Consider the following 17,124-nt stretch of genomic DNA (forward strand, 5'->3'; position numbering starts at 1 on the left):
TCGGCATAATTCTCCCAATTAATCATTATTACGGGGAATAAATATGGAAAATGTCGTTCCTTGTCCCAGTTTGCTCTGTACTGTAATTTGACCTTTATGGGCATCAATGATATTTTTTGCAATCGCTAGACCTAAGCCTGTCCCCGATCGGCCTTTTGTCCTAGTTCTTGCTTTATCTGCTTTGTAAAAGCGTTCAAACACAAATGGCAAATCTTCACCCGGGATTCCAGAGCCAGAGTCGATAACCTCAATAATTAATCCACGGTCATTGCTCTGCTCTGAGACGATTACTTCTCCGCCTTCAGGGGTGTGCCTGATGGCATTATCAATCAGATTGGTTAATACTTGTTCAATCCGATCTGGATCAAAGCTTGACCAAACGCCTTTGCTTTCAAGTGATTCTTGAAGCTGAATGTTTTTTTCCTTTGCTAAGCCTTGGAATTTACGTACAATTTTCTTTATAAACGGCTTCACATCAATTGCTTCTTTTGTCAATTGAATATGACCGGCTTCCATGCGGGCAATATCTAGAAGTTCGTTTACAAGTCTGCCCATTCTTAATGATTCATCATAAATAACTTTTGCCATTTCCTTTTTATCTTCCTCGGTACCGGCAATATCATCGACGATGGCTTCACTATAGCCTTGCATCATCGCGATTGGCGTGCGCAATTCATGCGAAACATTTGCGATAAAATCTTTGCGCAGCTTGTCCAGCTGCCTTTCCTCTGTCATATCCCTTATGACGGCGACAGCACCGCGTATATATTTATCATTGTAGAGCGGACTGATTATCATGACCCAATTACGGCCTTGAACATTGATTTCAGCAATTTGTTCACTTTCCGTTTCAACGGCACTTTGAAAAAGCTCCATCACAAGTGGAGGAACCGTTCGATTATGCTCGTTCCCTTGTTCGTATTCCCAATTATAAAGAAAACGATCAGCAGGAGGATTTGTAATCAATATTTCTCCATCCTTGCTAAATGTAAAGACACTATCTGCCATGCTACTTAAAATGCTGGCGAGCTGCTCTTTCTCTTGACTTAAAGCATCCATGTTGTATTTTAATTGCCTGCCCATCCGATTGAAGGCAATCGCAAGCTCGCCAATTTCATCCCTGGACAAATAAGGTACTTTCGTGTCGAAATTACCTTTTGCTGCCGCAGATACTGCTTCTTTCATTTTCCTAAGCGGGGAGGTAATTCGAGTTGACAGAAAAAAAGCAAATATAGTTGTTAAGACGATGGCCACTCCAGCAGCCAATAAAATATATTGGGTCGTAGATTGGGTGGTTTCCTGCATGACTTCCAGCGATTGATAGATAAAAACGGCGCCGTCTTCAGAATTTGACTCAGGCAACGGTACACCGATAATCAATATATCAGGATCATCTATCTGCTCATCATCTATTGCAAAATAAGAGGATACTTTTTTCACTGGTTTGTTTTCAGTAAACACCGCTCTTAACTCTTTATCGTCATGTAAATAGGATAGCGGGAGCTCAAATGCATTGTCATCATTAGGTGAATAATAGTATTCATCATCCCCCTTAATAATAATGACTTTTGTGACATCGTCGACTAGCTCCCATGCAATCTCCAAGCCGACATCACGGTCGTGCTCTTCTAAAATCCGCGCAATTTTATTTGCAGTATTAGTCAGCCCTTTTTCCGTTTGGTCGATATGATAATTCTCAAAAAACTCAAGGAGCATAATCGTTAATATAAATAAAACAAATGAAACTAATATTAAAAAGGTAGCCCACAGCTTACCTACAACACTGCGCCAAAGTCTCATTCATTAATAACCTCAAATTTATAGCCTACACCCCAAACGGTTACAATCATTCTAGCTGCCTGTTCTGAAACTTTATTCAATTTTTCCCTTAATCTTTTCACATGCGTGTCTACCGTTCTTAAATCACCAAAAAATTCATAATGCCAAACTTCTTTTAATAGCTGTTCACGGTCAAATACCTTATCCGGTGCTTTTGCCAAAAAATATAGAAGCTCGTATTCTTTCGGTGTCAGACTTACTTCTTTGCCATCGGCAAGGACGCGATGTGCATCATTATCAATTGTTAAAAATGGAAATACAATGACATCTTTTGCAGATGATTCTGATTGCACAAAGGTTGTTTTAGAAGAACGCCTAAGCAATGCTTTTACACGAAGAACGACTTCTCTCGGGCTAAACGGCTTTACGATATAATCATCTGTGCCAGCTTCAAATCCTTGCACACGATTAACTTCTTCACCTTTAGCTGTCAGCATGATAATTGGCGTTCCCTTTTTCTCACGAATCTCTTTGCAAACCTCAATGCCATCTTTACCAGGCATCATTAAATCAAGCAGGATGACATCATATTCGTTTTCCAACGCTTTTACTAGAGCTGTTTCTCCGTCCTCAGCTTCTTCAATCATATAATCTTCTCTTTCTAAATACATTTTTAATAATCTGCGAATTCTTTCCTCATCATCAACAACTAAAACTTTAATATCTTTTTCCATAGGATTACAACTCCTTATCATTGATACCATTGTTAATAGTAAAAAACCTTCACCTCACTATAGTGAAGTGAAGGCATCATAGTATACCTTTTACATATATCTATTTTACCAGTTGATTACGATCCTGCATAGGAATGAAGACCAGCGATTACGAGATTGACAACAATCAGATTAAACATAATGATGAGAAAGCCAATAACGCCAAGCCATGCTGACTTTTTCCCATGCCATCCTTTAGAAAGGCGCAAATGCAAGTACGCTGCATAAAATAACCATGTAATCAATGCCCATACTTCTTTCGGATCCCAACCCCAGAAACGCGACCAGGCAATTTGTGCCCAAATCATCGCAAATATTAATGCACCGAGGGTAAAGACTGGGAAGCCAATCAGTACGGAACGATAGCCGATTTCATCAACTAAATCTAAATTTGCCCGTTTTGTAAGCGGCTGTAAAACTTGAGCAATTCGCTTGCGGAATATCAGTCTAAATAAAAGATAGAGGATTACACCCGTCATTAAAGACCAAATCACTGTATTGAGTTTTTTCGCATCAATAATACCTGGTGCTTCCACTAGCGGACTAAATTTTTCAGGCGTTAAATGCTCTCCTTCATGAGGACCCACTAGTGCTGGCAAATGAAATTCTACATTAGCTTCTACATCATTGTTGTCTACCCAATGGAATTCCGACTTGTAACCAGAAAATGAGAAAATCGATGAAATGACGATAAAGCCTACAGTACAAACCACTCCAAATAGAACCGCTTCAAGCCAATTTGATTCCTTTGAGCTTTTCGTATGATCGATTGCTTTGATTAAATAGATTAGTCCAGCAACAAAGCTAATCGCTAATATCGCCTGCCCCAGTGCAGCAGTTGTTACGTGAATATGGAGCCAGTTACTTTGCAATGATGGCACGAGTGGCGAAATATCACGCGGGAACATAGCAGCATACCCGATTAATAACAGTGCGACTGGTAATGTAAATAAACCTAAAGCTGGAAGTTTATAAATAAAATAAATGACAATAAAAGCGCCGACTAAACACATGCCAAAAAATGTTGTAAATTCGAATAGATTACTTACTGGTGCATGACCAGCAGCAATCCATCTTGTAATGAAATAACCTAATTGGGATAAGAACCCGGCGATCGTTATTCCTACACCTATTTTCGCCCATTTATTCGGGCCATGATCTTTCTCTCTGCCTTTCTTATCTTTAATTGAGCCAGCAAAGACAACTGTACCAACTAAATAAAGAAGAAATGAAGCAAATAATAAATTTCCGCTTAAACTAACCACCGTTTATTCCTCCTTACTATTACTTTCAATCGACTTGTCCGATTCATCTGATTGATCTTTTGGCTCGTTAATACCTGTGCCATCGAAAATAGTAGAAATTTCACGTTTAAGACCGTGCCAGTTTTTATTTGTATGGCCGGCAACCCAAACCTCTCCATCTACACGACGAATCCAAATACGGCGATGATTCCAATAAGCTCCTTGAACGACACCTACCATAAAGATAAAGCCGCCGACCGCCAGTACTCCTAACGTTAAGTCTTTTCTAACGGTTAAGGCAGTCACGTTTTTCGTTTCCACACCTTTGAATGCCATTTTAAATTCATTATCCCCAAATGGCTCAATTGTTTGTTTAATCGCAACGAAGCTGACTTCACCATCTGGTTTATCCGGTGTGATCATCTTGAATATAAACGCAGGATTATTTGGAATTCGCGACTTAGTGACAGGCTCAGAATTTTCATCAAACTCAAAATCAGGGAAGTAGCTCATAACCTCCACCTTATAGCCATCTCCTAAATCATATTCATCCTGAGGGTTATATAAATCGATGGTTAAATCACCAAATTCTTCATTATTTTCTTTATTAGTCAAAGCAAAACTCATTTTATTCAGTTCATCAAGCTTGTAGCTTTGTTGGTATAGTGCGAAGTTTTCAAATTTTAAAGGCTCATTGACGCGCAGCTCGTAGTCTTGAACCTTATCTAAAATAGGTTCTTCTCCTGCCACTGTTTCAGCAGATTTCTTATATAAAGTAACATCTGACTGAAAATTCTTTGCTACCATACCGCTATTTTCTATTGCATTATTAAATGCCTCATTATCTTTATCTTTATCATAAACTTCAAGAATAAACTGATGATTTTCTAAATAATACTCTCCATCCGTCTCCGGGATGACTGCTGTTTCTCCTTCACGAACCCATAACAGTTCATCCACATACATACCTGGCACGAATCGCAACATACCGCCTGCTAAGAAAATAATAAGTCCAATATGATTGATATAAGGACCCCATCTGGAGAATCTGCCTTTTTCCGCTAAAATGTTACCGTTTTCTTCGCGAATATTATAGCGATTTTTTTTCAGTTTTTCCTTCACTAATTCATAAGAGCTGTCCAATTCTTCAACCTGTGATGTACCGAATAGCCGTTGGCGCTTAAGAAATCCTTCATGTCTGCTGACCTTTTGATTTTTCAATGCCCGATATAATGGTACGACACGGTCAAGACTGCATATTACAAGTGATATTCCAATAGACGCAATTAATAGCAAATACCACCATGAGCTATATAAATTATGAAAGCCAAGAAGATAATATAGCTTTCCGGCAACACCGTATTGGCTTTCGTAGTATACTGAAGCCGGTTCAGTCGTCGGAATGTACATTTCTTGCGGGAATATCGTTCCAATTGCAGATGCAGCGAGTGTAATAATAATCAGTGTGACGCCCACTTTTACGGAAGAAAAGAAGTTCCAAATTTTATCTATGATTGTTTTATTATACGTTTGGGATCTTCTTGCACTTCCTTCATAGCGCATGTCTACTAATTTTTTCTTCTTTTCTTCTTCTACTAAAACTCTTCCGCAAGATTCACAAAGTACTGTACCATGTGGGTTCACATGACCACATTCACATTTTACCTGTTTCATCATAAAAAACTCCCCATAAACTATGGTTTAACTTGTTCCATAAACTCCCTGACCATAGGTTCTGTTAATGTCCCCGTGTGATATTTAACAACTTTCCCCTCTGGATCGATTAAAAATGTAGCCGGCAGCGGGCCAATTCCATAAGCATTCTCTACTTGCCTGTCCTTGTCAATAACTACTGGGAATTCAAGATCATGCCGTTCCAAAAATTTATTTACGACAAGTTTAGACTCGCTTATGTTGACTGCTATCGTTTGTACCCCTTGATCCTTAAATTGCTTATACTGATTGTTTATGTATGGCATTTCTTTTTCACATGGCTTACACCATGTACCCCAAAAGTTCAAAAAGACGCCCTGTCCTTTATAATCTGATAAACGATGTGTCTCACCATCCATATCTACAAGGACAAAATCAGGTGCTTCCTTTCCCATTTCCACTTTATGAATTTTATCTTTACTAAAATTCGCATATAAAGTGTAGGCAACGGCCGCTCCCAAAATGAGTAGTATGACCGAACGCATTACCAGCCGCCGTTTTTTCATAAAAATTCCCCCTAAAAAATTCTAGGTATTGTAGCATTATTTTAATCAATTCGAAAGATAAAGAATATAAACTCCCTATATCCTTTGAAGTCTTGTTAAAATAATGCTTAAGAAAAACTCAGGCATTCGCAGAAGTACTTGGCAAAAGCCAAGTTTTTCTAAACATTTGGTATTTATTATATCATTACTTCCATATTAGACCTTGTAAACGGTGTGAAGTAACTGTGACAACTCTATGAATTTTCAGCCAGTTTATTACTTTTTCTGTGTAGCAAGCGTTCTTAATTGCTTGACTTCATGAGCAGATAGTTCTCTGCCCTCGCCAGCGGATAATCCTTTTAATGTAAGAAATCCATAGCGCTCACGCTTCAGCTTCAATACTGAGTGCCCAATAGCTTCCATCATTCTTCTCACTTGTCTATTGCGCCCTTCATGAATAACCAGCTCAATGATTGCCGTCTGTTTCTTCTTGTCGGCGGAAATTACTTTTGCTCTAGCTGGAGCTGTTTTTCCATCTTCCAATTTTACACCTCTTTGCAAAGTGCGCAGGCTTTCTTTTGTTGGTATTCCCTTCACTTTGGCAACATACACTTTTTCTACTTCATTACGTGGATGCATAAGCAGATTAGCAAATTCACCATCATTAGTGAGAATTAATAAGCCAGATGTATCATAATCCAGTCTGCCTACCGGGTAGACTCTTTGTTCCACTTCTGAAAAATAATCTGTTACCACTTGTCTGCCCTTGTCATCAGAAACAGCTGATAGTACTCCTCTAGGTTTATAAAGAAGGAAATATACTGGCTGTTCTCTTTCAACCGGAATCCCGTCTACTTCCACTTTATCAGATGGGGAGACTTTTACCCCTTGTTCTTTTACAATCTTGCCATTCACCTTTACCCGGCCTTCCGCAATCAGCTCTTCGGCTTTTCTACGTGATGCAATGCCTGCATGGGCAATGACTTTTTGTAACCTTTCCATTATAAGTCACCTCAAAAATCTCAAATTCACTCATATATCTATCCTTATGAATTATGCCATAAGTTCAGCGTTTTTCAAAGTGGGTAAAAAAAGTAGGAAGGATTGCAGGATGATATACTGACTAAACTTTGCAACTTTTTTATATTACAAATAGAAAGAACTCTTCAAAATAATAGAAAAAGAGGCTTGGACAGAAGTATTTCAGCCAATGAAAAAACCGAACTATCAAGCGAAATTCTGATTAGAGTTTCGTAATAGTCGGTTTATTTAATAACATCACTAAATTAAATTAGAAATGATTCGGTTTTAAGAATGGTTTAGTTATGTCCCAGTCTCTGCACATTTAATTGATAGCTGCTCTTTTCTAATATGAATATTATCCGCCAAAAACTATTAACACAATCACAATTGCTGCAATGAAACCGGCAAGGTCTGCTAACAGACCAACTTTCAAAGCGTCTCCCATCTTTTTAATGCCAACCGCACCAAAGTAAACTGTCAGGACATAAAATGTGGTATCCGTGCTTCCTTGAATTACTGACGCCATTCTTCCGATCAATGAGTCAGGCCCATGTTCAGCGATTAAGTCACTTGTCATTCCCAATGCAGCATTACCGGAAATCGGGCGTATAATAGCCAGTGGCACAACATCAGGAGGAATCCCGATCGCAGTGAATAACGGCCGAATCATATCGAGAAAAAACTCTAATGCGCCAGAAGCTCTAAAAATCGATATGGCGACTAGCATCCCTACAAGAAAGGGAATAATCGAAATCGCAATTTTTATTCCGTCTTTGCCTCCCTCAACAAAGCTCTCGTAGGTAGGAACCCTTTTATATGTTCCATATAATAAAATGAATCCTATTAATGCAGGTATAAACCAGAGGGAAATTAATGATACAATCTGCATGCTATCTCATCCTTTACGGGTTCTTCGGTAATAAAAATAGCGGTCTATTAAAATGGCAGAAATGGTTGAGCAAATAGTAGCCACTAATGTCGGCCCCACGATGTCAGTTGGTGAAGCGGACCCATAATTCATACGGATGGCAATGATGGTTGTCGGGATTAATGTAATACTTGATGTATTGATAGCAAGAAAAGTAATCATCGAACGGCTCGCTTCTGTGCTTCCGCCATTTAATGTTTTTAGCTCTTCCATCGCCTTTATGCCAAGCGGTGTGGCTGCATTTCCGAGCCCAAACAGATTTGCCATCATATTTGAGAGTATATAGCCCATTGCCGGATGGTCCTTTGGCACTTCTGGAAACAGTCTAGTGATAAGCGGTCTAAATAGCTTCGCCAGCTTATCGAGAAGACCCGCATGTTCTGCAATCTTCATCATGCCAAGCCAAAATACTAAAATACTAATTAATCCGATGCACAGCGTCACCGCTTCTTTTGCTCCTTTAAAAACAGCTTCGTTTACTTCGCTGATTGTGCCATTGAACATAGCGAACACAATTCCTACTATCGCTAAAAATGCCCATATAATATTAATCATCTGTTCTAACACCAACTATTGAGGTAAATAAGCTGCGAAAATAATCAAAAAAGGATTGATTTTCTTTTCGCTCTGGCTGCTGATAGAAAATAGGGAGGCTTTTCACTTTCTCATTTTCAAAGTAGACGACCGCTTTCCCGACAATCTCTGGCACGCGCGCATGATCTTCCCAATCTTCCTTTGGTTTAATGAGCTTGTACTCTACTTCAAATGAGCCTTTCTCTTCTTTTGTTACAGGGTAGGTGAAGGCGCTATGTAAATAAACCTTCCCCTTATAAAAATCATCTTCAATCTTTTCAATCGTACCTTTGCTTAGTACTTCAACTTTTTGATAATGATCAAACCCGTTTTCATACATTTGGATATGATCATTCCAATCATCTGGCCCATTTAAAGTAACGGCAATTAAGTCAAGATTATCTTTTGATGCAGATGAAACTAAGGTTCTTTTTGCCCGCTTCGTATAGCCGGTCTTTCCGCCAGTTGTATACTTATATAAGCCAGTTAAGAGGCGATTTTTATTTTTCCATACACGGTCCCATGATTCTGTCGGATTCGGCGCTCTATGTACTTCGGTACCGACGATCTTTTGATAGGTTTCATTTTCCATTGCATAGCGGGTTAATATCGCCATATCAAATGCTGTCGATAAATGATTCTCATGATCGTCCAGTCCATGTGGATTGGCAAAGCGAGTATTTTTCATGCCAATTTCATCTGCCTTTTGGTTCATTAAATAAACAAATCCATCGAGACTGCCTCCGACATATTCCGCAATCGCTACAGCGGCATCGTTACCGGACCTAAGCATAAGTCCATAAACTAAGTCCTCCAGCTTCACCTCTTCACCCGGCTTCAAATATACAGAAGAACCCTCAGCCTTGACTGCTGATTCACTTATTTTCACCATATCTTCCAGCTTGCCAGATTCAATTGCTAAAACAGCAGTCATAATTTTTGTTATACTTGCAATCCGGTTTTGATCGTTTGCCGCTTTTTCATATAATATTCGTCCGGATTCTTGTTCAATTAATATCGCATTTCTGGCGCTGACAGAAACATTTGCCGCTGCCTTTTGCGGAACAATTGCAAATAATAGAACGGTTATGATTGAAAAGACTATGAGCTTGTTCCATTTTTTCATTGTACAGACCCCGCCTCATTTATTGGTTTGTACAAGTTTATGCAGGACAAGTTCCGTTATGACAATTTCATCTTTGAAAAACAAATGGAAATGATTTCAAGAGAGTTTCTCTAGTCTTCTGCACACATTGGGTCACCGAAGAAGCACAATTAAAAAGACTAACCCGAAAGCTAGTCTTTCAGAGTGTAGAGAAAGCCATAATAAGAAAAGTTGAACTTGGAGAGGTTTCCGCACGACTCCTGCGAGAGAGAAGCGAGACAGTCGCGCTTTTTCGACGTAGTTCCCGTTTTCGGGCACTGCTTTTGCGAAGAAAGTGTTCATTTTACTCATTTTCCCTATTTCGAGGCATTGTGTACCAACGAAGCACACATATTGTTCAAATCTTTATGGAGGGAGCAGTAGGCCATGGAAAATCCCAAACTCTCCTTGCTAAAAGACTAACCAAAAGTTAGTCTTTTAGCCTAAGCAGGTTTCCACTTTAGTTGTGATGCATGCTGGAATCTCTGTTCAACGTCTTGCCAATTAACGATGTTCCACCAGTTTGCCACATAATCTCCCCGATTGTTTTTATATTGTAAATAATAGGCATGCTCCCATACATCGAGGACAAGCAGAGGAATTGTATCCCACTGGGTCTGAAGCTGATGCCTTTCTGATTGCAGTATTTCGAGATGGCGCGCACGGGGCGACCAGACAAGGATTGCCCAGCCGACACCTTCCACTTCTTTGGCTGCTGCTGTAAATTGATTCTTGAATTTTTCAAAGCTGCCAAAAGATTTTTCAATCTGTTTCAGCAGTGGCCCTGATGGTTTTCCGCCGCCTTCAGGGCTCATATTATTCCAAAAAATCGTATGCAAATAATGGCCAGAACCATGAAATGCAAGCTCTCTTGACCAATGTTTAACTAGTGAAAAATCGCTGTTCCTGCGAGCCTTTTCAAGCTCTTTTTCCGCTTTATTTAAACCATCTACATATGACTGATGATGTTTATCATGGTGGAGGCGCATAATTTCTTCAGAGATATATGGCTCAAGCGCATTGTATCCGTAAGGTAGAGGCGGCAGCACATGCTGGCCAATTGGTACGGATGTCTCATTCACATAAATATTGCCAAGCTGAAGACGATCATTAAAATAAGCTTCCATCTCTTCATGGAGCTCTTCTACTTGTTCTGATATTTCCTCTAATTGATCTGTACTCATCTGATCAGTGATGCCATCCATTACATTTGTAATCCGGTCCAATTTCCCCCATAATTCATTATTTTCATCAATATTTTCGCTTTCGAGGAAATCCCGCATTTCCTTATTCCATTTAAACACTTCTTTTAAATAGGCATTCATGCTGCTCAAAAAAACCCCTCCTGGTTATGACCTGCTCTTTTCATCCTATGACATGATTTGAACAATTATAGCTAATCATTCCAGTTATAATTATGTTTTGACAAAAAAAGAACAGCCAATATGGCTGTTCTCAGGCAGTAGAGAAACTCAATTTAAAAATAAAAATGAATGGTTTGAGATTTTCCGACCGGAAGCATTAGTAAAATCCATTCAGTGCTTTGCAATTATTTTGATTGCATCATCTTCGTGCGATAATCTGTTTCATAATATTCTAGCTCTTCTCTTATCTTTTGGAAGTCGCTCTCTAACCCTTTAAACAAATTGGATACGCTGTCTGGCACCTCTTTATGAAAGCGGATTGAGTTTTTTCCAGTATAAGCCGAACGGCTATTTTCATACCAAGAATCGCTTCGCGGAGCAAAAAATTCTTCAATACAGTGATGGTATAAGCGGTACAGCGTCTTTTCGGCTGCTCCGCGCTGGAATTGATCGCTCATCAAGATAATTCGGCAGGCATCATGCCCCTCTTCACAATAAACTAATAGTTTTCTTAAATTCGTCAAAATGCTTTTATAATAATCCTTGTCGCCCTGCTTTTCTTCTAATAAGGCACTTAAGGTCGTTTCATTTAAAAAGTCCTCAAAGATAACTACTGCACTGCTGAGGAATTGCTGCACATCTTTCATTTGTGTTTCAACAATTGAATTTGCCATTATTCTCCTCCTGTATTATAAGGTGCATTATTCATTTTTTTATTGTCTCATTTGCATGATGAATTTGGTTTTTAATTTTCAATCGGTTCTTAGTCTATCTGGGAGTTTGTTAAAGTCAAAGCCATTAAACAGGGATAAAAATTCTGTTTTTGAACTGACAAATACGCGCTTTCGCTCGCTAAAATCCGGTTGGTTTAGCAGGCAAACAGCGGCGACGATATCTTTAAATGCCACTTCTCTTGATCCTATCTCAAATAATGGATCTTGCCTAAACGGAGTAAATTCACTCATGAATTCTTCAAAGTATTGGACATATGTAATGGTTAAAGTCTTTTCGCGTCCATCCTTTTCAAAAGTTACTTCACTTCTATTAAAAAAGTCTTCGAATGAATTCGGCACAGCTTTTTCGAGCTCCCAGCCCTTGTAATCCTTAATTAACAATGCAAAACCCTCCTCATTCATAACAGCCTAACTCTTATTTGAATACGGGTATCTTTTGTTAAAATGAACGTGATGTAAAAATTAATTTCGCATTCATACGGAAGTACTTGGTGAGAAGATGCAGGATATTATTACATACACTCAGGCAGTAGAGAAAGAAACTTAATAAAAATGATGAGATTAGGGATTTTTTGAGGCTTACCGCCCCTTTTTAGCGGTTCGTGCTTCGAGAAGCCGCTTCGGCGCTAGGCGCCTCAATGGTCTCGCTGCTCTCCCGCATGGTCGAGCGGACACTTCCTACTAAATCTATCTTCTCCAACACGCTGAGGGTAATATTACATACCCTATTTTTAATTCTATAGTAACATAAAACCCGACAAGAGTGTTCAGAATTATCTAGAATCTATGCACTTTTCTCATTTATTATACTTGTTTTAAAGTATCAAAAAATAAATCAGCTTCATTTTGAGCGAATTCATCGTCTTCAGATTGCTCCGGCAACTTTGGCAGCTCTGCCAGATCCTTCAGGCCGAACGCATCTAAAAACTCCTTTGTTGTTCCATACAAATAGGCACGGCCATTTCCTTCGGCTCTGCCCACTTCTTTAATAAGCGCTTTAGCTGTCAATGTTTGCAGAGGCCGCTCTGTTTTCACACCGCGAATCTCCTCGATTTCAATCCTTGTAATTGGCTGCTTATAAGCAATCACTGCCAGCGTTTCCAGTGCTGCTTGAGATAGTGAAGTAGACGACGGCGATTCCACAAGCCTTTTTAAGTAAATCGCAAATTCCTTTTTCGTTGCCAGCTGGTATGTGCCGCCAATCTCAAGGACTTGCAGCCCACGGTTTGGATCACTATTATACATTTGGATAATCTCATTCATTTTATCCTTTGCCTCTATTTCCCCAATCTCTAAAACAGCTGATATTTGTTTTAATGAAAGCCCCTCATCTCCTGCTGCAAATAAAAGGCTTTCAACAATTCCATTCCAATTTACACTATTCATTTAACTAGCCTCCGTTGACTCTACAAATAAATCAGCAAAATTATTCTCCTGGGTTACTTGAATTTCTTTTCTTTTGATTAACTCTAATACGGCAAGGAAGGTTACTACAACATGTTCTCGATTGTGAATTGTGAATAAATCATTAAAGTTTTTTCTTCCTCTAAAGCTTTTTAAAACTGTAAGAATTTCCGTAATCCGCCTTTCAATCGGGATTTCCTGACGGGCAACTTTTGTGGAAAGCGGCTTTTGGAGTTTCTTTCTTCTCATCAGTTTTTGCAGCGCACCGAGCATATCATAAAGAGATACATCCAAGTTTGCCTTCTCCGGCGTTGCATCCTTGGCGATCCCAGCTAGGTCGCTAGGCGGCTTAGTATACATTAAGCTTCTTTCCTGTTCCAGTTCTTTTAACTCTTCTGCTGCTTCTTTATACTTCCGGTATTCTATTAACCTCTCAACAAGCTCGTCACGGGGATCTTCTTCCATTTCCACATCAAGATCCTCATCAAACTCGTCTTCCTCATGTTTAGGAAGAAGCATTTTGCTTTTTATCGCTAACAAGGTTGCAGCCATTACCAAATATTCGCTGGCAATATCAAGCTCCAACTCTTTCATTGTATGAATAAAGATTAAATATTGCTCTGTAATTTCTGCTACAGGGATATCATAAATATCAATTTCTAACCGATTGATTAAATGAAGAAGCAAATCAAGCGGCCCTTCAAATGCATCAATTTTAACATTATAATGCTGCATATGTTCCACCAAAATTTCTATAGTATTAATGTTGTTCTATTAGTTGTTATTCTATTACAGTATAGATGATTACATTGGACTAATCCATTACAATCTTGTTAACAATCGCCTAATTTATGAGAGCCCAAACAAATGAATAACCAGTTACATACAATGAAAAGGTAATGACAAATAGGCGATAATGGAGGTATAAGAAAATGTCCAGACAAGATTGTGGTGGAGATCATCATCATAGAGATGATTGCGGATTTGGTGCAGGCTTTGCACTAATTGTAGTTCTGTTTATTTTACTTGTAATCGTAGGCGCTTCTTGGTTATTTTAACATAGAAGTGCAAAAGTAGCTGGCGATAGCATTTCTATACAGCGAAAAGAATTTTCATAACAATTATTAGCTTTTCAACTGCTATTAAAAAAACACATAAAACTTGCCCTTTAATGCCCGCTAATATGCGGGCATTTTCTTTTAACAGGGCGAAATTTATGATACTATTGGGCTAAACTTGTAGAAAAAGGCGCCGATAAAGGAGGTAAAGGAAAATGCATCCACAACCCTTCATAGAATACTTAGCACACTTCCATGGTGACAGAGATTATTTTGAATGTCATGAAATCCTTGAGGAATATTGGAAAAGTGTGGATAAAAATAATAAAAGCTCTGTTTGGGTTGGCCTTATCCAAATTGCCGTATCAAATTATCACCACCGAAGAGGCAATTTCAAAGGCGCTGAACGCACAATGCAAAAAGCGATCATAATTTTAGATAAGAGGCGGAATGAATTAATTCAACTCGGATTAGATGAGAAGGAACTTTTCAAATTAATGGAGCATTTGTCTCACTCGATTGCTTCACAGTTACCCTACAAAAGCTATTTTCTCCCTATTGCTGATTTACAGCTTACTGAAGCGGCAAAACAAGCTTGTTTGAAAAGGGAGTTTAACTGGGGAGCACACAGCGATATGCTAAATGAAGATTTAGTTCATCGGCATTCAAGAAGAGATCGGACTGATGTAATAATGGAGAGAAAGAAAGCGCTGGAGATGGGCAAGGACTAACTTAAAAAGCAGCGACTATTAATCGCTGCTTTTACAACCTTCTTCACATTTTAGTAAAAATGCTTCTGTGTATTCGTTTGCGGTTAATTCCTTCTCCGCATACATATCATTCAGTGCCTTTATCATTGCTTTGCCAATACCTAGTTGTCGATGTGATGGATTCACAGAAATATGCTGCACTTCAATGTTGTTTTCAGTTAAGGATACACCGACAAGGCCAATAATATCCTCTTCTTCTCTCCACAAAAATAATTGCAAATTATCTTCATTCTCATAATCTTTAATCGTTTGAAGAAGTTTTCTTAAATCCTTCTCGTTCGGCATAAAAGATAAAAGACCCATTGCAATTTTTTCAAATGATTTTTTATATCGAATTAGCATTATAATCCCTCATTGTTTGTTAAACCGTTTATTAGCTATTATTTCCATACTTTAAAATAATTAAACGATAATCATTACGATATCATATGTACAATTACGTTCGTTTGCTCAAAAAATTTAACTTCCAGGTGCGATAAATATCCAATATATAATGCCCCATACAAAACCGATTCCTAAAATAAACAAAAATAATAAAATATTGCTTCGCTTCATGGTGCAAATCTGCGCTCCTTTTTTTCAGCACTTATACAATAGAGACTAAAAATCAGCTCAGGTTACCGACTCACTATAAGATAACACCCATTGTACACCATAAGCTAACAGAATCCAATAGATTTTTTTTGAAAACTATGGCAGGCAAGACAAGGCAGGAGGAAAGTCTCCTCTCCTCCTGCTTAAATTAATTTTTTACTCTTTCATTGATTGGCAGATCAAGGCGAACCATGTCTTCAAATGTTTCTCTGCGGACAACTAATGTGGTTGAACCACTTTCAACAAAAACAACTGGCGGCCGCGGGATGCGGTTATAATTATTTGCCATAGAATAACCGTATGCCCCTGTACAGAAAACTGCTAATAGATCATCACTTCCAGCCCTTGGTAAAGGTAAATCCCAGATGAGCATATCGCCTGATTCACAGCATTTCCCAGCAATTGAAACAGTTTCTTCAGGTTGTTCCAGCACTCGATTTGCTAGGACTGCCTCATAATTTGCCTGATATAAAGCAGGACGAATATTATCACTCATTCCCCCATCGATGGCCAAATATTTTCTTACGTCCGGAACTTCTTTAGATGAACCGATTTTATAAATCGTTGTACCAGAGTCTCCCACTAAAGACCGGCCTGGTTCTATCCAGATTTCGGGCATGTTCATCTGATAGTTTTCAGCCTGTTTTTTTACTTCATTTATTATTTCTTTAACGTATTTATCCGGTGACAAGGGCTCATCATTATCCGTATATCGAATGCCAAAACCTCCGCCTAGATTAAGTACTCTTGGTTCGTAGGATAGCGCTGTTTTCCAATCGTTCAATTTAGTAAAGATCTTTTGAGCTGCTAATATAAAACCTGTCGTATCAAATATTTGTGAACCAATGTGGCAATGAATGCCAAGAACATCCAGATTATTTGACTCAATAGCTAATTTTAATGCCTTTTCAGCTTGACCATTTTGCAAATCAAACCCGAATTTAGAGTCTTCCTGACCAGTTAAAATATAGTCATGGGTATGTGCTTCAATCCCTGGAGTTACCCTAAGCAAAATCTTTACTTTTTTATTTAAGCTATCCGCTATTTCCTCCAGCAAATGAATTTCATGGAAGTTGTCGACAACAATGCAGCCGATATTATTTGTGAGTGCCATCTCCAATTCTTCTCGGCTCTTATTATTGCCGTGGAAATGAATGCGATCTACAGGAAATTCAGCAGCAAGTGCGGTATAAAGTTCCCCTCCGGAAACAACATCAAGAGAAAGCCCTTCCTGTTCGACAAGCTGAATCATGGCCACAGTAGAAAATGCTTTGCTTGCATACGCAACCTGTGCTTTTATGCCTAAATCGTCAAATGTTTGCTTAAAGCCTCTTGCTCTATTTCGAATCAATTCAACATCATAAATATACAATGGTGTGCCATATTTATTAGCTAAATCAACGGTATCGACTCCACCAATCTCTAAATGCCCCTTATCGTTCACCTTTGACGTTCCGTGAAAATACATGCTTTCCCCTCTTTCCATTACAAAAAATCATTTAAAAAAAATACATTTTATATCTAAAAACTATAAAAGA

The 17,124-nt window shown here is 38.7% G+C and carries 17 protein-coding genes and 1 pseudogene; 2 read left to right on the forward strand and 16 right to left on the reverse strand.

Going from position 1 to position 17,124, the window contains the following annotated elements; translation table 11 throughout:
* Nucleotides 1–18 precede the first annotated feature (18 nt).
* The 14 genes from CWS20_RS19590 to CWS20_RS19655 form a co-directional block, all read right to left on the reverse strand.
* The gene (locus CWS20_RS19590; protein WP_101226369.1) at nucleotides 19–1,800 is read right to left on the reverse strand and encodes an ATP-binding protein; all 1,782 of its coding nucleotides are present in this window, start codon (nucleotides 1,798–1,800) and stop codon (nucleotides 19–21) included.
* Nucleotides 1,797–2,513: a response regulator transcription factor gene (locus CWS20_RS19595; protein ID WP_066200727.1), complete on the reverse strand. Its 717-nt coding sequence runs from the start codon at nucleotides 2,511–2,513 to the stop codon at nucleotides 1,797–1,799. The genes CWS20_RS19590 and CWS20_RS19595 overlap by 4 nt, the downstream gene beginning before the upstream one ends.
* Before the next feature lie 116 nt (nucleotides 2,514–2,629).
* On the reverse strand, nucleotides 2,630–3,817 hold the full coding sequence (gene ccsB, locus CWS20_RS19600) for a c-type cytochrome biogenesis protein CcsB (protein ID WP_066200730.1): 1,188 nt from the start codon (nucleotides 3,815–3,817) through the stop codon (nucleotides 2,630–2,632).
* 3 nt (nucleotides 3,818–3,820) lie between these two features.
* On the reverse strand, nucleotides 3,821–5,470 hold the full coding sequence (gene resB, locus CWS20_RS19605) for a cytochrome c biogenesis protein ResB (protein ID WP_066201858.1): 1,650 nt from the start codon (nucleotides 5,468–5,470) through the stop codon (nucleotides 3,821–3,823).
* Nucleotides 5,471–5,490: 20 nt separating this feature from the next.
* Nucleotides 5,491–6,015 carry a thiol-disulfide oxidoreductase ResA gene (resA, locus tag CWS20_RS19610; RefSeq protein ID WP_066200733.1) on the reverse strand — a complete coding sequence of 175 codons (525 nt, stop codon included), beginning with the start codon at nucleotides 6,013–6,015 and terminating at the stop codon, nucleotides 5,491–5,493.
* Nucleotides 6,016–6,270: 255 nt separating this feature from the next.
* The gene (locus CWS20_RS19615) at nucleotides 6,271–6,996 is read right to left on the reverse strand and encodes a pseudouridine synthase (protein WP_066200736.1); all 726 of its coding nucleotides are present in this window, start codon (nucleotides 6,994–6,996) and stop codon (nucleotides 6,271–6,273) included.
* A gap of 376 nt (nucleotides 6,997–7,372) precedes the next feature.
* Complete coding sequence (locus CWS20_RS19620; RefSeq protein WP_066200739.1) at nucleotides 7,373–7,906, reverse strand: spore maturation protein; 534 nt, start codon at nucleotides 7,904–7,906, stop codon at nucleotides 7,373–7,375.
* Between the two features lie 6 nt (nucleotides 7,907–7,912).
* Nucleotides 7,913–8,500, reverse strand: coding sequence for a nucleoside recognition domain-containing protein (locus CWS20_RS19625; RefSeq protein ID WP_066200742.1), 588 nt, complete (start codon nucleotides 8,498–8,500; stop codon nucleotides 7,913–7,915).
* Nucleotides 8,493–9,644 carry a D-alanyl-D-alanine carboxypeptidase family protein gene (locus tag CWS20_RS19630; protein ID WP_066200745.1) on the reverse strand — a complete coding sequence of 384 codons (1,152 nt, stop codon included), beginning with the start codon at nucleotides 9,642–9,644 and terminating at the stop codon, nucleotides 8,493–8,495. Before CWS20_RS19630 ends, CWS20_RS19625 begins: the two co-directional genes overlap by 8 nt.
* A gap of 461 nt (nucleotides 9,645–10,105) precedes the next feature.
* Nucleotides 10,106–10,996, reverse strand: a complete 891-nt coding sequence (locus CWS20_RS19635) for a superoxide dismutase (RefSeq protein ID WP_066200748.1) — start codon at nucleotides 10,994–10,996, stop codon at nucleotides 10,106–10,108.
* Between the two features lie 215 nt (nucleotides 10,997–11,211).
* Nucleotides 11,212–11,700 carry a YpuI family protein gene (locus tag CWS20_RS19640; protein WP_066200751.1) on the reverse strand — a complete coding sequence of 163 codons (489 nt, stop codon included), beginning with the start codon at nucleotides 11,698–11,700 and terminating at the stop codon, nucleotides 11,212–11,214.
* Between the two features lie 78 nt (nucleotides 11,701–11,778).
* Nucleotides 11,779–12,141 (reverse strand): hypothetical protein, encoded by a 363-nt coding sequence (locus CWS20_RS19645; protein ID WP_083957469.1) that lies wholly within the window; start codon nucleotides 12,139–12,141, stop codon nucleotides 11,779–11,781.
* A 423-nt stretch (nucleotides 12,142–12,564) separates the two neighbouring features.
* Entirely contained in the window at nucleotides 12,565–13,146 is a 582-nt protein-coding gene (scpB, locus tag CWS20_RS19650) for an SMC-Scp complex subunit ScpB (protein ID WP_066200759.1), read from the reverse strand.
* A complete protein-coding gene (locus CWS20_RS19655; RefSeq protein WP_066200762.1) occupies nucleotides 13,147–13,899 on the reverse strand; it encodes a segregation/condensation protein A in 753 nt (250 codons plus the stop codon).
* A gap of 245 nt (nucleotides 13,900–14,144) precedes the next feature.
* Between CWS20_RS19655 and CWS20_RS29070 the strand changes: the two are divergent.
* Nucleotides 14,145–14,222, forward strand: a pseudogene (locus CWS20_RS29070) (YjcZ family sporulation protein); the annotation flags it as partial.
* 215 nt (nucleotides 14,223–14,437) lie between these two features.
* Nucleotides 14,438–14,953, forward strand: coding sequence for a DUF309 domain-containing protein (locus CWS20_RS19665; protein WP_066200764.1), 516 nt, complete (start codon nucleotides 14,438–14,440; stop codon nucleotides 14,951–14,953).
* Between the two features lie 18 nt (nucleotides 14,954–14,971).
* Here the strand turns inward: CWS20_RS19665 and CWS20_RS19670 are convergent, their stop codons facing one another.
* Nucleotides 14,972–15,334, reverse strand: coding sequence for a GNAT family N-acetyltransferase (locus tag CWS20_RS19670; protein ID WP_066200767.1), 363 nt, complete (start codon nucleotides 15,332–15,334; stop codon nucleotides 14,972–14,974).
* A gap of 400 nt (nucleotides 15,335–15,734) precedes the next feature.
* On the reverse strand, nucleotides 15,735–17,054 hold the full coding sequence (lysA, locus tag CWS20_RS19675) for a diaminopimelate decarboxylase (protein WP_066200770.1): 1,320 nt from the start codon (nucleotides 17,052–17,054) through the stop codon (nucleotides 15,735–15,737).
* Nucleotides 17,055–17,124: the final 70 nt, after the last annotated feature.

Origin of the sequence: Cytobacillus horneckiae, assembly GCF_002835735.1 — a bacterium.
Classification (GTDB): Bacteria; Bacillota; Bacilli; order Bacillales; family Cytobacillaceae; genus Cytobacillus; species Cytobacillus horneckiae.

What these genes read in the sequence shown, in the direction of transcription:
- CWS20_RS19590 (WP_101226369.1), bottom strand. Translation starts at nt 1,800, where the DNA reads ATGAGACTTTGGCGCAGTGTTGTAGGTAAGCTGTGGGCTACCTTTTTA.
- CWS20_RS19595 (WP_066200727.1), bottom strand. Translation starts at nt 2,513, where the DNA reads ATGGAAAAAGATATTAAAGTTTTAGTTGTTGATGATGAGGAAAGAATT.
- resB (WP_066201858.1), bottom strand. Translation starts at nt 5,470, where the DNA reads ATGAAACAGGTAAAATGTGAATGTGGTCATGTGAACCCACATGGTACA.
- resA (WP_066200733.1), bottom strand. Translation starts at nt 6,015, where the DNA reads ATGAAAAAACGGCGGCTGGTAATGCGTTCGGTCATACTACTCATTTTG.
- CWS20_RS19615 (WP_066200736.1), bottom strand. Translation starts at nt 6,996, where the DNA reads ATGGAAAGGTTACAAAAAGTCATTGCCCATGCAGGCATTGCATCACGT.
- CWS20_RS19620 (WP_066200739.1), bottom strand. Translation starts at nt 7,906, where the DNA reads ATGCAGATTGTATCATTAATTTCCCTCTGGTTTATACCTGCATTAATA.
- CWS20_RS19625 (WP_066200742.1), bottom strand. Translation starts at nt 8,500, where the DNA reads ATGATTAATATTATATGGGCATTTTTAGCGATAGTAGGAATTGTGTTC.
- CWS20_RS19630 (WP_066200745.1), bottom strand. Translation starts at nt 9,644, where the DNA reads ATGAAAAAATGGAACAAGCTCATAGTCTTTTCAATCATAACCGTTCTA.
- CWS20_RS19640 (WP_066200751.1), bottom strand. Translation starts at nt 11,700, where the DNA reads ATGGCAAATTCAATTGTTGAAACACAAATGAAAGATGTGCAGCAATTC.
- scpB (WP_066200759.1), bottom strand. Translation starts at nt 13,146, where the DNA reads ATGAATAGTGTAAATTGGAATGGAATTGTTGAAAGCCTTTTATTTGCA.
- CWS20_RS19655 (WP_066200762.1), bottom strand. Translation starts at nt 13,899, where the DNA reads ATGCAGCATTATAATGTTAAAATTGATGCATTTGAAGGGCCGCTTGAT.
- CWS20_RS19665 (WP_066200764.1), top strand. Translation starts at nt 14,438, where the DNA reads ATGCATCCACAACCCTTCATAGAATACTTAGCACACTTCCATGGTGAC.
- CWS20_RS19670 (WP_066200767.1), bottom strand. Translation starts at nt 15,334, where the DNA reads ATGCTAATTCGATATAAAAAATCATTTGAAAAAATTGCAATGGGTCTT.
- lysA (WP_066200770.1), bottom strand. Translation starts at nt 17,054, where the DNA reads ATGTATTTTCACGGAACGTCAAAGGTGAACGATAAGGGGCATTTAGAG.